Below are 15,360 nucleotides of genomic sequence, written 5' to 3' on the forward strand. Positions count from 1 at the left end.
CGGTCCCGCTCGTGATCCCCCGCGGACACGATCACTACTGGGCCGTGATCCGGACGCTCGACAAGGCCGGCCCGTGGACGGCCGGCGAGGTGGTCGGGGAGAGCAACGCGCACCGCGCCAGCGTTCACGACTTCGTCGGGCGACTGGTGAAGGCCGGCATCGCGCGCCACGCCGGCGGCGAGCGGGCGCCGCGCTATCGCCTCGCGCAGAGCCCTGCCGCGACGCCGCGGCTGCGGCGCAACGGCACCGCGGCGCCGCCCTCGGCGCAGGCGCAGCTGTGGTGTGCGATCCGCCAGCTCGGCCAGTTCACCTATGCGGAGCTGATCCTCGCCGCGTCGACCGACGAGCTGGCGATCGAGGAGATCACGGCGCGCAGCTATCTCAAGCGCCTCTCCGCGGCCGGCTACATCACGGCCGTGGTGCCGGGCGCCCCCGGGAAGCCGGCCGTCTGGAAGCTCAAGCCCAGCATGAACACGGGCCCGAAGGCGCCGCAGATCCTGCGCGCTCATGTCGTGTTCGACCCGAACCGCGGCGCGGTCGTGGGCGGTCCCGTGCAGGCCGAGGAGGTCTCCGCGTGAAGCAGCCCGCGAAGACCCCGATCGAGAAGGCGGCCGAGGCCTGGGGCGTGGAATTGCCGGCCTGGGTCGAGGCGCTCGCCGAGGAGGCGACGCGAACGTCGCAGAGCACCGCCGCGAGCCGCATCGGCTACTCGGCCCCCGTCGTCTCGGCCGTGCTGTCGCGTTCCTACAAGGGCGATTACGCGGCGGTCGAGGCCCGCGTCTCGGGCGCCCTCATGGGCGCGACCGTGGACTGCCCCGTGCTGGGCGAGATCGCCCGCGACCATTGCCTCGATCAGCAGAGGCTCGGCTTCGCCGCCACGTCCTCGGTCCGGGCGCGCCTCTATCGTGCCTGCCGGGCCGGCTGCCGGCACTCGCGCATCAAGGGAGAGGCCGGATGATCCCCGCACCCCCGCTGTCCGAGAACCTGCTTCGCCTCGCCCATTGGTTCACGTCGATCCGCAACGGCGTCCACGCGTTCACGCCCGACGGCATGGAGGCGTTCGAGGCGCTCCTGCACGGCTGCGCCGACGAGGCCGAGCGGCTCGAGGCGGAGCTGAGAGAGGCCCGGACCGCGCTGCTCGACGACGCGGCCCGGTCGCTCCTGTCCGAACGGATCGAGGCGGCCGTGCCCCAGCTGGCGTTCACGACCGCGCAGCTCGACACGCTGCTCGCGGTCGCGCGGGGCGAGGTCCCCAACGTCGTCCTGTTCCCGAAGCCGCACCGGCTCGCCACCGGCTGTGTCGAGGTGCCGTTCGGCGGAGACGCGGCATGAGCGACGGCACGGTCAGCATCCGCATGATCCTGCGGGCCGTCGGGCTGGCGTGGAACGTCGCCGCCCACAAGGTCCGGAGCAATCGGCGCACCGCCGACATCGCGGTGCCGCGCCATGCCGTCTGTCTGCTGGCCAGTGAGATGACCGGATACACCTTCGCGGCGATCGGCCGGCTTCTCGGCGACCGCGATCACACCTCCATCATGCACGGCGTCGCGCGCGGCCGGGCGCTGCGCGACAGCGATCCCGACTTCGCCGCGCGGTTCGCGACCGCCCGCCAGATCGTGCTGGACGAGCTCGCCACCGCCGACCGCTGGCAGGACGCCGATGCCGTGGAGGCGGCGCGAGCCGTGATGGCGGCCGCCGATCCCTGGCGCGCCGCGACCGACCTCTCGGTCGACGAGGTCGTCGCCGTCGCGGCCCGCGCCGTCGCCCTCGAAGAGGTGGCGGGCGGCACCTACCAGCTCCTCGCGCTGCTCGACGAGTTCGAGCGGCTGCGCCGCCAGCCCAGCCTCCCGCAACCGCCCCAGCGTGCGTCCGAGATCGCGGCCTCGGTACGCGCCCTCGGCGATGCCATCGCCGAGGCCCTCCAGGGCCTCGGCTACGAGTACGCCGACCCCGACACAGCCTCCGAACCGAAGGACGAGACCCATGGCGAAGCGCACCAAGATCGCGGCCCCGCAAATGCCGGTGCCGCAGAGTGACGTCGAGGCGGCGGCGGCCGTCGCCCGCATCGGCGAGCTGATGCGAGAGCTGGAGCGCATCAAGGGCCGCGGCGAGGACCAGGTCGCGGCGATCGCCGCCGAGGTCAATGCCACGTCGGCGCCGCTGCGTGCCCGCCTGAGGGCCGAGACGGAAGGCCTGCGCACCTTCTGCGAGGCGAACCGCTCCCGTCTCACCGATCAGTTCAAGCGCAAGACCGTGACGTTCGAGACCGGCACGGCGGCTTGGCGGGCCCGGCCGGCCAGCGTCACGCTGCGCGACAAGGTGGACGAGATCATCGGCCGTGTGAAGGCGCTGGGCCTGACCCGCTTCGTGCGCACCAAGGAGGAGATCGACAAGGAGGCGATGCTGCGCGAGCCGGCGCTCGCCAAGAGCATCGTCGGCGTATCGATCGGCTCGGCCGGCGAGGACTTCGTGGTCGAGCCGTTGCAGATGGCCGAGGCCGCCGCATGACGACCGCGAATGCCGTCTCGGTGTCGATCGGGCGGGCCGACGCGACCGTCTCGGTGGACGTGACCTGCACCAGCACCGGGCTCGCCGACGCGCTCGAAGGCGAGCTGCGCGGCATGGTCGCGCGCGGCGAGCTGAAGCTCGACCTTTCGCGCCCGGCCGCCGAGATCGAGGGGGAGATCGTTCGATGACCGCAGTGCCGCACACCGCCGGGCCGGCCACCTCGAAGCAGATCGGCGCCATTCACGCCCTGAAGTCGCGCCTCGATCTCGACGACGCGGCCTATCGCGGCCTCCTGGAGATCGAGACCGGGCTTCGCTCCGCCAAGGCGCTGTCCACGGCCCAGGCGGCCCGCGTCATCGACCGCTTGAAGGGGCTTTCGGGGCAGGCTCGAAGCGGCTTCGAGTCCGGGTTGCCGGACACCCTGCCGCGGGCCGCGGCGCCGGGTGGCGCGGCCGCCGGCCCGTTGCGGCTCGACGGCACCTATGCGGCCAAGCTGCGGGCGCTGTGGATCGCGGCCTGGGACCTCGGCATCGTGCGCGACCGCAGCGATGCGGCGCTGGTGTCCTTCGTCGCCCGCCAGACCGGCATCATCCACACGCGGTGGCTGCGCGACGCTCGCGACGCGGCCGCCGTGATCGAGGCGCTCAAGAGCTGGATCGCCCGCGAGAGCGGCATCGTCTGGCCCGGCCGTGAGGCCGATCCGCTCGATCTCAAACGCGCCGTCCTCACGGCGCAGTGGATGCGCCTGGTGCAGCTCGGTGCCGTGCGCCTGTTCCTCGCCGACAAGCCGCTGCACGACCTGGAGCGCTACGCCTTCACGGTCGCCGCCAAGCAGGGCTGGGTGTGGTTCGACGGCGACGACTATGCGGCCGTCCAGGCCGCCCTCGGCCGCAAGCTGCGCAAGGCGATCGCCGCCAAGGCCACGCCGGCGAGGGCAACGCCATGACGGACGCCGCCCTCCGCCTGCCCGCCGACGAGCCGACCGTGGACGTCGTCCCGCGCGGGACCGACACGCTCGTCCTCCTGCGCGGCTGGGCCAGCAGCGCCCGTGCGACGCTCGACGCGCGCGCCCGGCGGCTCGTCGCGGCGGCGGTCCGAGACGCCCTAGACGCCCGCCCGCATGGCGGCCTCACCGTCACGGTCGAGCTGTCGCCGAGGCCCCGGGACGGCCTCCGCGCGGCCGCCGCCGTGATGATCTCGGCCGATGCCAAGAGCGTGGTGCTGGCGGCGCTGGGCCGCGACGGCGTGCCGCTCGCCGCGGCGCGGCTCGACCAGGCCACGATCGACGCGCTCTCGGGAGACTGGATGTGAGCCGCCTGGTGATGCCGTCCGCCTCCTTCGCCACGCTCGCCTTCGAGCTGCGGGTCTACGCGAACCGCGAGGTGCTGGCGAACCACGGCGTCGAGGAGTTTTTGGCCCGCTACCCGAACGACCGCCTCGGCGTGACGCTGGCGGAGCTGCGCGCGAGCGCCGAGTTGGTCGGCCAGGCCTCCATGCTCCTGTCGCTGCTCGCCCCTCACGAGGCGGCCGTGCGGGAGCTAGTGAACGCCGCCGGCGCTCCGGCCGCGGCAGCCGTCCCGGTCCTCGCGCTCCCTCCGGCGAGGGAGGCCGCGGTGCCATGAGCTACTCCTGGCTGCCCGGGCTGCTCGCCGAGATCGCCGAGGTTGCCGGCCTCGACGCGGCGCTGGCGCTCGCGGCCGCCCGCGGCGGCACCCGCGTCCGCATCCCGGCCCAGGCCGACGACGACCACTGGCTCACCCGCTGCGTCGGCCGCAAGGCCGCCGACGCGATCTGCATCCATTTCCGCCAGGGCACCAACCGCCCCCGCGGCGTCTATGTCGAGGTCCCGCTCGGCCGCGCCGCCAACGCCCGCCGCGTCATGGCGCAGGCGCTCGCCCGCGGCGCCTCGGCCGCCGAGGCGGCCAGAGCGGCCGGGATGACGGAGCGGAGTGCGTATCGAATGCGACGACGTTCCAGGCGCGGCTGCGATGACAGGCAGGGGCGGCTGTTCTGACACGGAATAATTCTAGGCGCCATAGCCGGATCGACATTAATCTTCTGCCTGGCGATCGTGTTGCTCGCCCGCTTCCAAGACTTCTTGCTTTTCGGGCATTTGATCGCTTTCCTCGCAACAACCGAGGGAAGAGCAATGGCCGCAAAAATCTTTCCACACAGTCCATCTCACTCGCGTCCAACTCGCGGGCCAAAATTCGCATTGAAATGCTCCAAATGGCTCCGGAATTCGGTGGTCGGAAGAGTTAGCACTCGTATGCGGGAGGCGCTTCGGCGCTTGAAGCAAAGAAGGATAGAAGTGGCTGAGAAATTGCGCCGCCTCAGAGCAATTCTTTGGAGGCGAATGGGAGTGGCGCGCTATCGATATTTCATCTGGAAGAAGCGATACGGCTCTACCGCTGCGGTCGGCACCCTCCTTTTGCTAATCGCGTTTAGTTTCCTTTTGATATCCCCCCTCCAGGAAGCGCTGACCCCTTACTTCCGGGCAGAAACGCAAATCGCAGCGCTTCGAGCGTTTTTTGTGCAGCTTGGTGGCTCACTCATCGGAGCGGCCGCCATCGTCTCATCGCTTGTTCTATTTGCAATGCAGGTGAATATCGAGAGAATGCCTCATGGATTATTTCGGATGCTCAGCTCGGACCGAAAGCTTTTAAGCGCATTTTCCTTCACATTTCTCTTGGCAGTGACTGTCACCAGTCTTTGCTTGATACCCGATCACCAGTGGATTGGGGTTGCGCTCGTCGCCGGATTTTGGGGGACTATATTGATTCTCGTTCTTTTTCTTTATAGTTATCGGCGCGCATTATATCTAATTAATCCTATCCAGCAGCTCAATTCGGTGCTTCGCCGCACTCAGCGCGAACTGCGCTCGTGGGTTCGCCGCGCCAAACGAGCTGAACCGTTACTTCGTCTTCAAGACACATCCGATCGGACGGAGATGAGTTCCGAGCAACCGCAACGCGACGTTGCCCGCCTCACCTACTTTCAAGTCAATCCCGGCTGGGCGGAAAGCGCCTTACAAGGTGTCAAATATGCAACATCGTTCGCTCGACGCTATTCCGAACAAGGCGATCAGGAGGTCAGTGCCGCCGCTCTGAACATAATCGTTGCGATTAATGCAGTTTACATCGAGGCGAAGGGAAAAACGTTTTTTGCTCATCAGCTGCTTTTTGACAATCCATATACTTCCGATGAGTTTATAAACGAGACGCTAGAGCAATTTCGGCAGACAATTCGGGCCGGAATTTCGCGCGGAGACGAACAGCAGATTGAGCAGGCGTTTCGTTGCTTAACAGCACTAGTCGGCGTCTACCTGAAGATAGATTATGCGAGCGCCGATGCATCGAAAACTCACGCGCATTTAGCGACGACGTATTTAGCAGCCGAAGTTGAGCGTATTGTTCCGCACGGCATGCCAGACGTTTTGATGGAGGGCGTGCGGCTTATGGGGAAGTGCGCTGATATGCTGCTAGTCAGCGAGGGGCCTATCGGAATAGTAGCTCTGACGCAAAAGATTGGCGCAATTTCAAGTGCCGGCGCAGTACGTGAGGAGTATCGAGCTGTCTCTCTCACGGGAGTTGAGCAATTAGCTCGCCTCAGTTCTGATCTTCTACGCACACGCTCCTGCGAGGTTGGATATGCAGAGCGGCAGATTCGATCGACTATGGCATCGCTCGCGAAATATTTCCTCACGATACCGGACACGCCACTATTCAACGTCGCGAGCACATATTTGGCGCCATACTACTCCGCAGCCAGCGCACAAGGCCTAGTCGAGCGCCTGTCTCACTTCGTTAACACTGTCATGGAAGCGCCACCCAACGATGCCGATGCGCGCAAGGCAATTGCCAATCTAAGGGAATGGGCGGATGACATAAGCGAAACTGAGCGAGAAGTTCTTCTCCGAGCCATCGAGAAGCGATCTCATTTTGCATTTGATATAATTCACCGGATTACGGCTATCACCAAGATTCTCATCACAGCATCGAACGCGGCCGCCTGCAATAATTATTACAAAAGCGAACTGCAATGTTCCGCTGTTCGACTTGTTTCAGTTTTGTCGTGGATTCCGACAGAAAAAGAAACTGTAAGCTTTGTCGAAACGTTCAGAATGACCGAGATTTTTTTCGAAGCGGCGGCTGACGCGCATCGACTTGGGTGTACAGAGGTCTTCGCCTGCAGCCAGAGAATGCTGCTTTCATGGATGTTTAAAGCGGGTCAGCACCAAACTCCATGGTCCATTTTGCAGCGTTCATTATGCGGGCTCGCTGTGCTTGCCTTGCTAGCTGATGATCCTGGCGCGGTGGATAAGCTGAAGGCCGAGATTTCTTCGCAACTGATGGCGGGAGGACTGCCAGACAAGGAAGCGCGCGACCGCGCTGCAAAAGACGTTCGCAATCGTGCTGCGAATCTGGATCGCCCCGGTCACTGGTCGTCCAATATCGCCTTTGCGATGTCTCAAGTTGACTCCAAGACTCTGCGACCACTTCTTAATGAAATCGCCAGCCTGATCTCCCCCGATACCGAGGGACAGTGGTCGTCCGATCCGCCAGACTGAGCAAAGTGTGCATCGCCTACACGGCTGGTTCGACAAGAACATAACGGTCGCGACGAGCTTGGTGTAACCCTTCGGTTCAAAATAACACGCCATCTTTTCGATTGATCATCGAAATCTTAACATAGCCATAGCGGCCGGCGCACGTCCTGACCCTGTCAGGGGCTCGCGTGTCGCCTAATCACCGCACTGTCCGGTCCTCGGGGGCCGGACATGAAGCAGAATTTCGCCAAGGCGCTGGAGCGGGTGCTCGTCTACGAGGGCGGGTACTCCAATCATCCGCGTGATCCGGGCGGCCCGACCAACAAGGGCATCATCCAGCGCGTCTATGACGGCTTCCGGCGCTCCAAGGGGCTGGAGCCTCGCAGCGTGCGGCGGCTCACCCGCGAGGAGCTGCTGGAGATCTACCGGCGCCAGTACTGGGACAAGGTGCAGGGCGACCGGCTGCCGGACGGCGTCGACTTCGTGGTGTTCGACGGGGCCGTGAACTCCGGCTTCTCGCAGTCGACGAAGTGGCTCCAGCGGGCGCTCGGCATGGAACGCGTCGACGGCGAGCTGGGCGAGGCGACGATCGCGGCCGCGCTGGCGCATCCCGACCACGACGCCCTGATCGCGGACATCTGCGCCCGCCGGCTCGGCATGCTGCAGCGGCTCTCCACCTGGGACGCCTTCGGCAAGGGCTGGGGCCGCCGGGTCGCCAACGTCAAGGCGATCGGCCAGGCCTGGGCGACCGGCTCGGTCGGCCCGCAGCCCGTGGCCGTGCACGAGATCGGCGGCGACGCCAAGGCGCTGGTCGCCGACGTGGCGCTGCCGAAGGTCTCGGCCGAGGCCGCCACCCAGGGCACGCTCGGCGGCGGCGCCATCGCCGCGGCCGTCAACGGCGGCAAGGAGTCGCTGCTGCCGCTGGTCGGCAGCAACAAGACGGTCGACCTGGTGTTCACGGTGCTCACCCTGGCCGGCATCGCCATCGCGCTCGGCGGCGCCGCCTATGCCCTGTGGGCGGCGCGGCAGCGGCGCCAGGCCGAGCGCGTCTGGTCGGCCGAGGCGCGCGCCGAGGTCGACGACTGGGCCGCCGTCGACCTCGCCTTCGGGGGGCCGGCATGACCATCGCCCGGATCATCGCGTGGCTCGTCGGCGGCGGCTGGCGCTGGCTGCTCGGCGCCGCGGCCGCGATCGCCTTCGCCTGGTTCGTCTGGGCCGTGTGGGACGCCGGCTACCAGACCGCCGAGCAGAAGTGCGACGCGGCCGCCGCCAAGGCCCGGGTCGCGAAGCTGGAGAACGAGCTCGCCGCCGCCACCTCGCTCGCCGAGTCCGCCCGCCGGACGGCCGCCGAGCTGGCCGCCCAGGACGCCGCCGCACAGGAGCGACACCGTGACCTTCAATCCGAGATCGAGAGCCTGCGCGCCGCGCGCCCGGGCGCTTCGGCTGCTGCACGTCGCAGCGATCGCCTGCTCGACGACGCTTGCGGCCTCACTGATCGCGGGCTGCGCCTCCTCGACGGTCGTTAGGCCCGAGACGACGGCCGCGGTCCCGCTGGCGCCCGCCTATCTGCAGCCGGTCGAGGTCGCTCGGGCCCGCAAGGGCGAGAACGCCCTCCTGGTCGCGGCGCGCGAAAAGGCAGGCCGCGAGAAGGCGAACGCGATCATCGGCGCGGCCCGGCGCGACTGGGACTGCATGCGGGCCGGCCTCGCCGGCGAGGCACCGGCCGGTGCGAGCTGTGAGGGCGTGAAGTGACCCTGGAGACCGTTCTGCTCGCGCTCGCCGGGCCCGGGGTGGCGCTCGCGACCCTCGTCTACACGATCGTCAGCCAGCGCCGGAAGGCGAACGCCGATCAGCTCGCGGCCCTCGGCCAAAAATTCGGCGAAGCCGACAAGCGGCTGACCCAGATCGAGGGACGCATCGAGAGCCTGCCGGACCGCGACGCGACCCACCGGCTCGAGCTGTCGCTCGCCGAGATGCGCGGCGACCTCAAGGCCCTGACGGAGCGCATCGGGCCGATGGCGGCGACCTCTGCCCGGCTACAGAACTTTCTTCTCGAACAGGCGAAGTGACGATGAGCATCATGGACAGGATCGTCCGCGAGGAGGCCCGCCTCATCATCCTGCGGACGCTGGCCGGCGAGATGGACAAGCGGCTGAATTCCGAGCTGCTGCGCCGCTCGCTGGAGAGCTTCGGCATCGGCCGCTCGCGCGACTGGGTGCACGGCGAGATGCGCTACCTGGAGCAGCTCGGCGCCGTCGCCATCGTGTCGGCCGGCTCGGTCCTGGTCGCCTGCCTCACCCGCCGCGGCGAGGACCATGTCGAGCGCCGCGCGCTGCTCGACGGCGTCAAGCCGATGTCGGCACCGGACCTCTGAGGACCGGACGATGGCCGAAGGCCGCGGTCAGCTCTCCGCCATCGACCGTCTGCCCGACTGGGCCGACGAGACGAAGTTGTGGGCGTTCTCGGAGCTGAAGGAGCGCAAGCGCACCCAGCTCGACATTCTCGACGAGTTCAACGCGCGCCTGCGCGCCGCGGCGCTGACCAACGGCGTGATGGACCCGCCGCAGATCTCGCGCACGGCCTTCAACCGCACTGCCTGCCGACTCGCCGTGCTGGGCCGCCGCCTGGAGGAGACCCGTGAGATCGCTGCCGTGCTGGCCCCGAAGCTCGAAGCCGCCGGCGACGATTCCGTCACGCTGCTCGTCTCCGAGAGCATCAAGATGCTTTTGAACGAGTTGCTCTCCAACGCCGGCGAGATCGCCGCCGACGGAGCCACGGCCGAGATGCTGATGATGACGGCCCGCGCCCTGAAGCACGCCGAGGAGGCGAAGCGGATCAGCACCGACACGCGGCGCAAGATCGAGACCGAGTTCCAGGTCAAGGCCGCGAAGGCCGTGGATGCGGTCGCGGCGAGCAAGGGGCTCTCGGCGGAAACGGTGGAGACGATCAAGGCGAAGATTTTGGGAGTGTCGGGGCACTCGAATGGCTAGGCTACAGCCTATCTTCGAAGTACCTGCTGAGCTGCCTCTCGACCGAACTGCGACGAGCACTGAGCTTGTGGACCTTGCGATTCAGATACCTCGCTGCCTCTCCGATATTTCTGACCAAATACTGCATCTTCATCGTGAAAATAGCTGCTCCAATCGGCGCGTGGTGTGGCAGCCACTTCACCGCGATCTGCGCCGGTTCTTTCAGAAGACGCCGGAGGAGGTCAGCGGTCTCAATGTCGGCAGTCGGAAACTTCGACAGGACCTGTTCGTCGATTTTCACGGGCAGTCCCGCAGTGAGATCAAAAGTGTCACGAAAGATTGCGCACATCCCTTGAAGAGAATTTATCTGTTCTTTGAGCTTCAGATGCAGCGCCCCAAGATCATGCGCGACCGGCGCAACGACCGGGAGGATTTTGTCAATTCTCTCCTGCTCCTTGATCAGCACGGTTATTCGGTGCGTCTGACGGGTCATGAAGAATGCCGTCGTCGCCGCACCGAGCGCCACAATTGCGCTGATCAATGTTTGCCATCTCTGGAGCCAGTCCAGGTCGACTCGGCGAAATTCGATTCCATAGGCAAAGCCGCCGACGAAACCGATGATCCCGACGGCAGCGCACAGGACACTCGCGTTCCAGCGTTCGATACTCATTGCCCCCTCCAGCATCTCGGCGGAACCGAGATAGAAGCGCGCAAACAATCGCCTGTGAAGGGGTGCGCCCTATGACTGCCCCCTTCGTCACTCCCGAGGACTGGGCCCAGCACCGGCACGAGATGCTAGCCGCGCTGCCGCCCGCGCTGCAGGGCGAGAGCCTGCCGGCCGTGCTGCTCCCGTATCAGCGCGAGCTGCTCGCCGCGACGGCGCGGACGCAGCTCGTCGTCGTCGACAAGTCCCGCCGCATCGGGGCGACCTGGGGGATCGGCGCCGATGCGGTGCTGACAGCCGGGAGCCAGAAGAGCGCCGGCGGCATGGACGTGCTCTATCTCGGCTACAATCTCGACATGGCGCGCGAGTTCATCGACACCTGCGCCATGTGGGCGCGCGCCTTCTCGCCGGCCTGTTCGGCCGTGCAGGAGTTCCTGTTCCACGAGCAGGACGACAAGGGCGCCGACCGGGCCATCCAGGCCTTCCGGATCAGCTTCGCCAGCGGCTTCGAGATCGTCGCGCTGTCGTCGCGCCCGCGTAGCTTGCGCGGCCGCCAGGGCTACGTGATCCTCGACGAGTTCGCCTTCCACGACGAGGCCGACGAACTGCTGAAGGCCGCGATCGCGCTGCTGATCTGGGGCGGCAAGGTGCTGGTGATCTCCACCCACAACGGCGTCGACAACCCGTTCAACACGCTGATCCAGGAGATCCGCGAGAAGCGCCGGCCGGGCGCCGTCGTGCGCTGCACCTTCGACGACGCGCTCGAACAGGGCCTCTATCAGCGCATCTGCCTGGTCACCGGCAAGACCTGGTCGCCGGAGGCCGAGGCGACCTTCCGGGCCGACATCCGCGGCTTCTACGGCTCAGGCGCCGCCGAGGAACTGGACTGCATCCCGGCGCAGGGCTCCGGAGTCTATCTCACCGGCGCGCTGATCGAGGCCTGCATGACGGCGGGCGCGCCGGTGCTGCGGCTCGCCTGCCCGAAGGGCTTCGAGCTGAAGCCCGACGCCGAGCGCGCCAGCTTCGTCGACGCCTGGATCGAGGACGCGCTCGCGCCCGTGCTGGCGGCGCTCGATGTGCGGGTGCGCCACGGCTACGGCTGGGATTTTGCGCGCTCGGGCGACCTCTCCGTCATGGTGCCGCTGTCGGAAGGCCGCGACCTGGTGCGGCGGACGCCTTTCGTGATCGAGCTGCGCAACGTGCCGTTCCGCGAGCAGGAGCGCATCCTGTTCCATGTCGTCGACCGGCTGCCGCGCTTCGGCGCCGGCAAGCACGACGCCCGCGGCAACGGCCAGGCGCTCGCCGAGTACGCCGTGCAGCGCTACGGCGCGCTGGCGATCGAGGCCGTGATGCCGTCGCAGCCCTGGTACATCGCCAACGTGCCGCCGCTGAAGCGCCGCTTCGAGGACCGCACCATCGCGATCCCGCGCGACGGCGACCACAAGGACGATCTGCGCCAGATCCGCATGGTGCGCGGCGTGCCGAAGGTGCCGGACGACGCCCACACGACCGGCACCGACGGCGGCCAGCGCCACGGCGACTACGCGATCGCGCTGGTGCTGGCGAACGCCGCCATGGACGCCGAGGTCGGAGCTTATGGCTACGTGCCGGCCTCCGCGCTGGCGGACGATAGCGACGCCTGGCTCGACCAGGTGGTGGCGGACGATACGGGAGGGCGTGCGCTGTGGTGACCCCGCGAAAGCCGATCCTCGGCCCGGATGGCGAGCCGATCGACACCTCGCTGCTGTCGCAGGAGGTGGCGACCGCGACCTTCGGCGGCGCCCGCTCGGTGCTGGCCGATGCGGTCGCGTCCGGCCTGACGCCGGAGGGCCTCGCGGCTGTGCTCAAGCGCGCCACCATCGGCGAGATCCGGGCCTATCTCACGCTCGCCGAGGAGATGGAGGAGCGCTACCTCCACTATGCGAGCCAGGTGCAGACGCGGCGGCTGGCGATCGAGGGCACCGAGATCTCGCTGCAGGTGCCGGACGGCGTGCCGGCCAAGATCGCCGACGCCGTGCACGAGCTGATCGCCGATCCGGGCTTCCTCGACGCCATGGGCGCGCTCACCGACGGCATCGCCAAGGGCTTCGCCGTGGTCGAGCCGATCTGGGAATACGAGGCCGGCCTCTTGCGGCCCGTCGCCTATCGCTGGCGCGATCCGCGCTTCTTCCAGTTCGACCGGCTGTCGATGACCGAGCTGCGGCTCGCGGTCGACGGAAATCTCGACGGCGTGCCCCTGCCGAAGGCGAAGTTCATCGTCCACGCGCCACGGGCCAAGACCGGCATCCCGATCCGTCGCGGTTTTGCGCGCGCCGCCGCCTGGGCGTTCCTGATCCAGCAGTTCACCCTGAAGGATTGGGCCGCCTTCTGCGAGGTGTTCGGCATGCCGCTGCGCCTCGGCAAGTATCACTCGGGCGCGAGCGAGGCCGACAAGAAGACGCTGCTGCGCGCCGTCGCCGGCTTCTCGTCGGACGCGGCCGCCATCATCCCGCAGGGAATGGAGATCGAGTTCATCGAGCGCAAGGCGCTGGAGGGCTCGAGCTTCGAGAAGCTCGTCGACTATCTCGACCGCAACATCTCCAAGCTGGTCGTCGGCCAGACCATGACGGCCGACAAGGGCGCGAGCCTCGCCCAGGCGAAGGTGCACAACCAGGTGCGGCTCGACATCCAGCGGGCCGACTGCGGCCAGCTCGCCCACACGGCCAACAGCCAGCTGGTGCGGCTGTTCGTGGCCATGAACTTCGGGCCGCAGGCGGCGTACCCGTCGATCGAGATGCCGGTCGCCGAGCCGGAGGACACGGCGGCGCTCGCGAACGCCGTGGAGAAGCTCGTCCCGCTCGGCCTGAAGGTGTCGCAGAAGGAGCTGCGCGGAAAGCTCGGCCTGTCGGAGCCGGCTGCGGGCGAGGATCTGCTGACGCCGCCGGCGGCGGCCCCGGCCGGGCCGATCGAGGTGCGCACTGGCGCCGGCAGTCGGCAGCCGGCTCGGCCGGCGATCGCGTCGGCGCATCACGGCGGCTGCGCGTGCCCGTCGTGCCGGCCCGCGCGCACCGAGGCGGGCACCAGTGCGCTCGCGGCCGATCCCCGCACCGGCGTCGACGTCGAGGCCGAGCTCGACCAGCTCCTCGAGGAGCAGCTCGCAGACTGGGAGGAACTCGCCGATCCGCTGCTGGCGCCGCTGCGCCAGGCGCTCGCTCGTGCGCATTCCTTCGACGAGCTGCAGGCCCTGCTGGCCGAGGCGTCCGGCCGGATCGACGGCAGCAAGCTCGCCGAGCGCCTGGCGCGGCTGACGGCGATCGCCCGCGGCCTCGGCGACGCCACGGATTGAGGGGCTTTCGATGATGCGGCCGACGCGCCGCCAGGTCCTCGGCCTGATCGCGGCGCTGGCCGGCACCATCGAGCGCGGCATGGCGGCGCCGCCCGAGGTGCTGTCGTTCTTCCGCGACAAGAGCCTCACGCCGAAATTCTCCTGGCTCGACGTGTGGGGCGAGGAGCACGCCCACGCCTTCACGGTCGCCGGCGTCACCGAGGCGAAGGTCTTGGCGCAATTCCAGGCTTCGATCGACAAGGCGATCGTCGAGGGCTGGGGCTTCGAGCATTTCCGCGAAGAGATGCAGAAGCGCCTCTCGCCGCGCGGGTGGTGGGGGCCGCGCCAGGTCGAGGACCCGGAGGGCCGCTGGCGGACCAAGCCGGTCGACTTCTCGGCGCCACGCCGCCTGCAGACGACGTTCTGGGCGAACATGCGGGCGGCGCGTGCCGCAGGCCAATGGGACCGCATCCAGCGGACCAAGCGGGCGCTGCCCTATCTGCTCTACGTGCGCTCGGTGTCCGAACGGAAGCGGCCCGATCACCTGCGCTGGGTCGGCACCATCCTGCCGGTCGACCATCCGTTCTGGTCGAGCCACTTCCCGCCGAACGGTTGGGGCTGCAAATGCTCCGTGCGGTCGATCACGGCCGAGGAGCGCGACGACTATCTGTCCCGGCCGGCGAGCGATGCGCCGGGCGCGATCAGCTACACGGACGAGCCGCCACCGACCGTCACGCGCACCTTCGTCAACCGGCGCACCGGCGAGCGCGCCGAGGTGCCGGTCGGCATCGACCCCGGCTGGCAGACCAATCCCGGCATCGGCCGCGGCCGCACGCTCGGGCGCATCCTCGCCGACCAGGTGGACGCGACGCCGCTCGACCTCGCCCGCGGCCGTATCGAGAGGCTGACCGACAGCGAGGGGTTTCGCTCGTTCCTATGGCGGGCGCAGGAGCAAGGCGCGCGGCGCGCGGCGCTGCAGCAGGCTGGAGCGAGCCGCACGGCGATCGAGGCTGCCGCTCCGTGGTCGCACAGTCCGGTGCCAGTCGCGCGGCTGTCCGACGACGTTGCGGCGAAGCTCGGAGTGACGAACCCGGCGGTCACGATCACGGACGCGGCGGTCGGGCACTCTCCCGCCCACCATTACCCGGACTGGGTGTGGTCACGCTTGCAGGAGATGGTCGAAAGCGGAGCGATCTACCGACGGCGGCACGACGGACGCTATCTCGTCGTCGGCGAGGTCGCAGGCCGGACGATGATGCTCGTCCTGGCGGAAGTCCCCGGCGATCGCTGCGGGGTCGTCACGCTGTTCCAGGTGCCACAGCGCTATCTGGCCAAGGCGCTCGCCGATGCCGATCGCGTGGGATGA

General features: G+C 67.8%; 20 protein-coding genes. 19 read left to right on the plus strand and 1 reads right to left on the minus strand.

Going from position 1 to position 15,360, the window contains the following annotated elements:
- Nucleotides 1-11 precede the first annotated feature (11 nt).
- The 16 genes from J2S22_RS25770 (at nucleotide 12) to J2S22_RS25845 (ending at nucleotide 10,047) form a co-directional block, all read left to right on the plus strand.
- Nucleotides 12-578: a hypothetical protein gene (locus tag J2S22_RS25770; protein WP_272778172.1), complete on the plus strand. Its 567-nt coding sequence runs from the start codon at nucleotides 12-14 to the stop codon at nucleotides 576-578.
- The gene (locus tag J2S22_RS25775) at nucleotides 575-958 is read left to right on the plus strand and encodes a transcriptional regulator (protein WP_272778173.1); all 384 of its coding nucleotides are present in this window, start codon (nucleotides 575-577) and stop codon (nucleotides 956-958) included. Before J2S22_RS25770 ends, J2S22_RS25775 begins: the two co-directional genes overlap by 4 nt.
- On the plus strand, nucleotides 955-1,332 hold the full coding sequence (locus tag J2S22_RS25780) for a hypothetical protein (RefSeq protein ID WP_272778174.1): 378 nt from the start codon (nucleotides 955-957) through the stop codon (nucleotides 1,330-1,332). Before J2S22_RS25775 ends, J2S22_RS25780 begins: the two co-directional genes overlap by 4 nt.
- Entirely contained in the window at nucleotides 1,329-2,036 is a 708-nt protein-coding gene (locus tag J2S22_RS25785) for a helix-turn-helix domain-containing protein (RefSeq protein ID WP_272778175.1), read from the plus strand. The genes J2S22_RS25780 and J2S22_RS25785 overlap by 4 nt, the downstream gene beginning before the upstream one ends.
- Nucleotides 1,984-2,508, plus strand: coding sequence for a host-nuclease inhibitor Gam family protein (locus tag J2S22_RS25790; RefSeq protein ID WP_272778176.1), 525 nt, complete (start codon nucleotides 1,984-1,986; stop codon nucleotides 2,506-2,508). Before J2S22_RS25785 ends, J2S22_RS25790 begins: the two co-directional genes overlap by 53 nt.
- The gene (locus tag J2S22_RS25795; RefSeq protein WP_272778177.1) at nucleotides 2,505-2,696 is read left to right on the plus strand and encodes a hypothetical protein; all 192 of its coding nucleotides are present in this window, start codon (nucleotides 2,505-2,507) and stop codon (nucleotides 2,694-2,696) included. Before J2S22_RS25790 ends, J2S22_RS25795 begins: the two co-directional genes overlap by 4 nt.
- Entirely contained in the window at nucleotides 2,693-3,454 is a 762-nt protein-coding gene (locus tag J2S22_RS25800) for a regulatory protein GemA (RefSeq protein WP_272778178.1), read from the plus strand. The genes J2S22_RS25795 and J2S22_RS25800 overlap by 4 nt, the downstream gene beginning before the upstream one ends.
- Nucleotides 3,451-3,819 carry a hypothetical protein gene (locus J2S22_RS25805; RefSeq protein ID WP_272778179.1) on the plus strand — a complete coding sequence of 123 codons (369 nt, stop codon included), beginning with the start codon at nucleotides 3,451-3,453 and terminating at the stop codon, nucleotides 3,817-3,819. The genes J2S22_RS25800 and J2S22_RS25805 overlap by 4 nt, the downstream gene beginning before the upstream one ends.
- Nucleotides 3,816-4,130 (plus strand): hypothetical protein, encoded by a 315-nt coding sequence (locus J2S22_RS25810; protein ID WP_272778180.1) that lies wholly within the window; start codon nucleotides 3,816-3,818, stop codon nucleotides 4,128-4,130. Before J2S22_RS25805 ends, J2S22_RS25810 begins: the two co-directional genes overlap by 4 nt.
- Entirely contained in the window at nucleotides 4,127-4,522 is a 396-nt protein-coding gene (locus tag J2S22_RS25815; RefSeq protein WP_272778181.1) for a hypothetical protein, read from the plus strand. Before J2S22_RS25810 ends, J2S22_RS25815 begins: the two co-directional genes overlap by 4 nt.
- A gap of 297 nt (nucleotides 4,523-4,819) precedes the next feature.
- Nucleotides 4,820-7,078: a hypothetical protein gene (locus tag J2S22_RS25820; RefSeq protein WP_272778182.1), complete on the plus strand. Its 2,259-nt coding sequence runs from the start codon at nucleotides 4,820-4,822 to the stop codon at nucleotides 7,076-7,078.
- 210 nt (nucleotides 7,079-7,288) lie between these two features.
- Nucleotides 7,289-8,179, plus strand: a complete 891-nt coding sequence (locus tag J2S22_RS25825) for a glycoside hydrolase family 108 protein (RefSeq protein WP_272778183.1) — start codon at nucleotides 7,289-7,291, stop codon at nucleotides 8,177-8,179.
- The gene (locus tag J2S22_RS25830; protein WP_272778184.1) at nucleotides 8,176-8,583 is read left to right on the plus strand and encodes a hypothetical protein; all 408 of its coding nucleotides are present in this window, start codon (nucleotides 8,176-8,178) and stop codon (nucleotides 8,581-8,583) included. The genes J2S22_RS25825 and J2S22_RS25830 overlap by 4 nt, the downstream gene beginning before the upstream one ends.
- A gap of 222 nt (nucleotides 8,584-8,805) precedes the next feature.
- Nucleotides 8,806-9,126, plus strand: coding sequence for a DUF2730 family protein (locus J2S22_RS25835; protein WP_272778185.1), 321 nt, complete (start codon nucleotides 8,806-8,808; stop codon nucleotides 9,124-9,126).
- An 11-nt stretch (nucleotides 9,127-9,137) separates the two neighbouring features.
- Complete coding sequence (locus J2S22_RS25840; protein WP_272778186.1) at nucleotides 9,138-9,431, plus strand: VpaChn25_0724 family phage protein; 294 nt, start codon at nucleotides 9,138-9,140, stop codon at nucleotides 9,429-9,431.
- 10 nt (nucleotides 9,432-9,441) lie between these two features.
- Nucleotides 9,442-10,047, plus strand: a complete 606-nt coding sequence (locus J2S22_RS25845) for a DUF3486 family protein (protein WP_272778187.1) — start codon at nucleotides 9,442-9,444, stop codon at nucleotides 10,045-10,047.
- Nucleotide 10,048: 1 nt separating this feature from the next.
- Here J2S22_RS25845 and J2S22_RS25850 read toward each other — a convergent pair whose 3' ends face one another.
- A complete protein-coding gene (locus J2S22_RS25850; RefSeq protein ID WP_272778188.1) occupies nucleotides 10,049-10,696 on the minus strand; it encodes a hypothetical protein in 648 nt (215 codons plus the stop codon).
- 71 nt (nucleotides 10,697-10,767) lie between these two features.
- Here J2S22_RS25850 and J2S22_RS25855 point away from each other — a divergent pair, with 71 nt between their 5' ends.
- From J2S22_RS25855 to J2S22_RS25865, 3 genes are read left to right on the plus strand one after another with little or no spacing between them, the layout of a single operon-like run.
- A complete protein-coding gene (locus tag J2S22_RS25855; RefSeq protein WP_272778189.1) occupies nucleotides 10,768-12,381 on the plus strand; it encodes a hypothetical protein in 1,614 nt (537 codons plus the stop codon).
- Nucleotides 12,378-14,015, plus strand: a complete 1,638-nt coding sequence (locus tag J2S22_RS25860; protein ID WP_272778190.1) for a DUF935 domain-containing protein — start codon at nucleotides 12,378-12,380, stop codon at nucleotides 14,013-14,015. The genes J2S22_RS25855 and J2S22_RS25860 overlap by 4 nt, the downstream gene beginning before the upstream one ends.
- Nucleotides 14,016-14,025: 10 nt before the next feature.
- Nucleotides 14,026-15,360 carry a phage head morphogenesis protein gene (locus J2S22_RS25865; protein ID WP_272778191.1) on the plus strand — a complete coding sequence of 445 codons (1,335 nt, stop codon included), beginning with the start codon at nucleotides 14,026-14,028 and terminating at the stop codon, nucleotides 15,358-15,360.

Source organism: Rhodoplanes tepidamans, from assembly GCF_030813915.1.
Lineage (GTDB): Bacteria > Pseudomonadota > Alphaproteobacteria > Rhizobiales > Xanthobacteraceae > Rhodoplanes > Rhodoplanes tepidamans.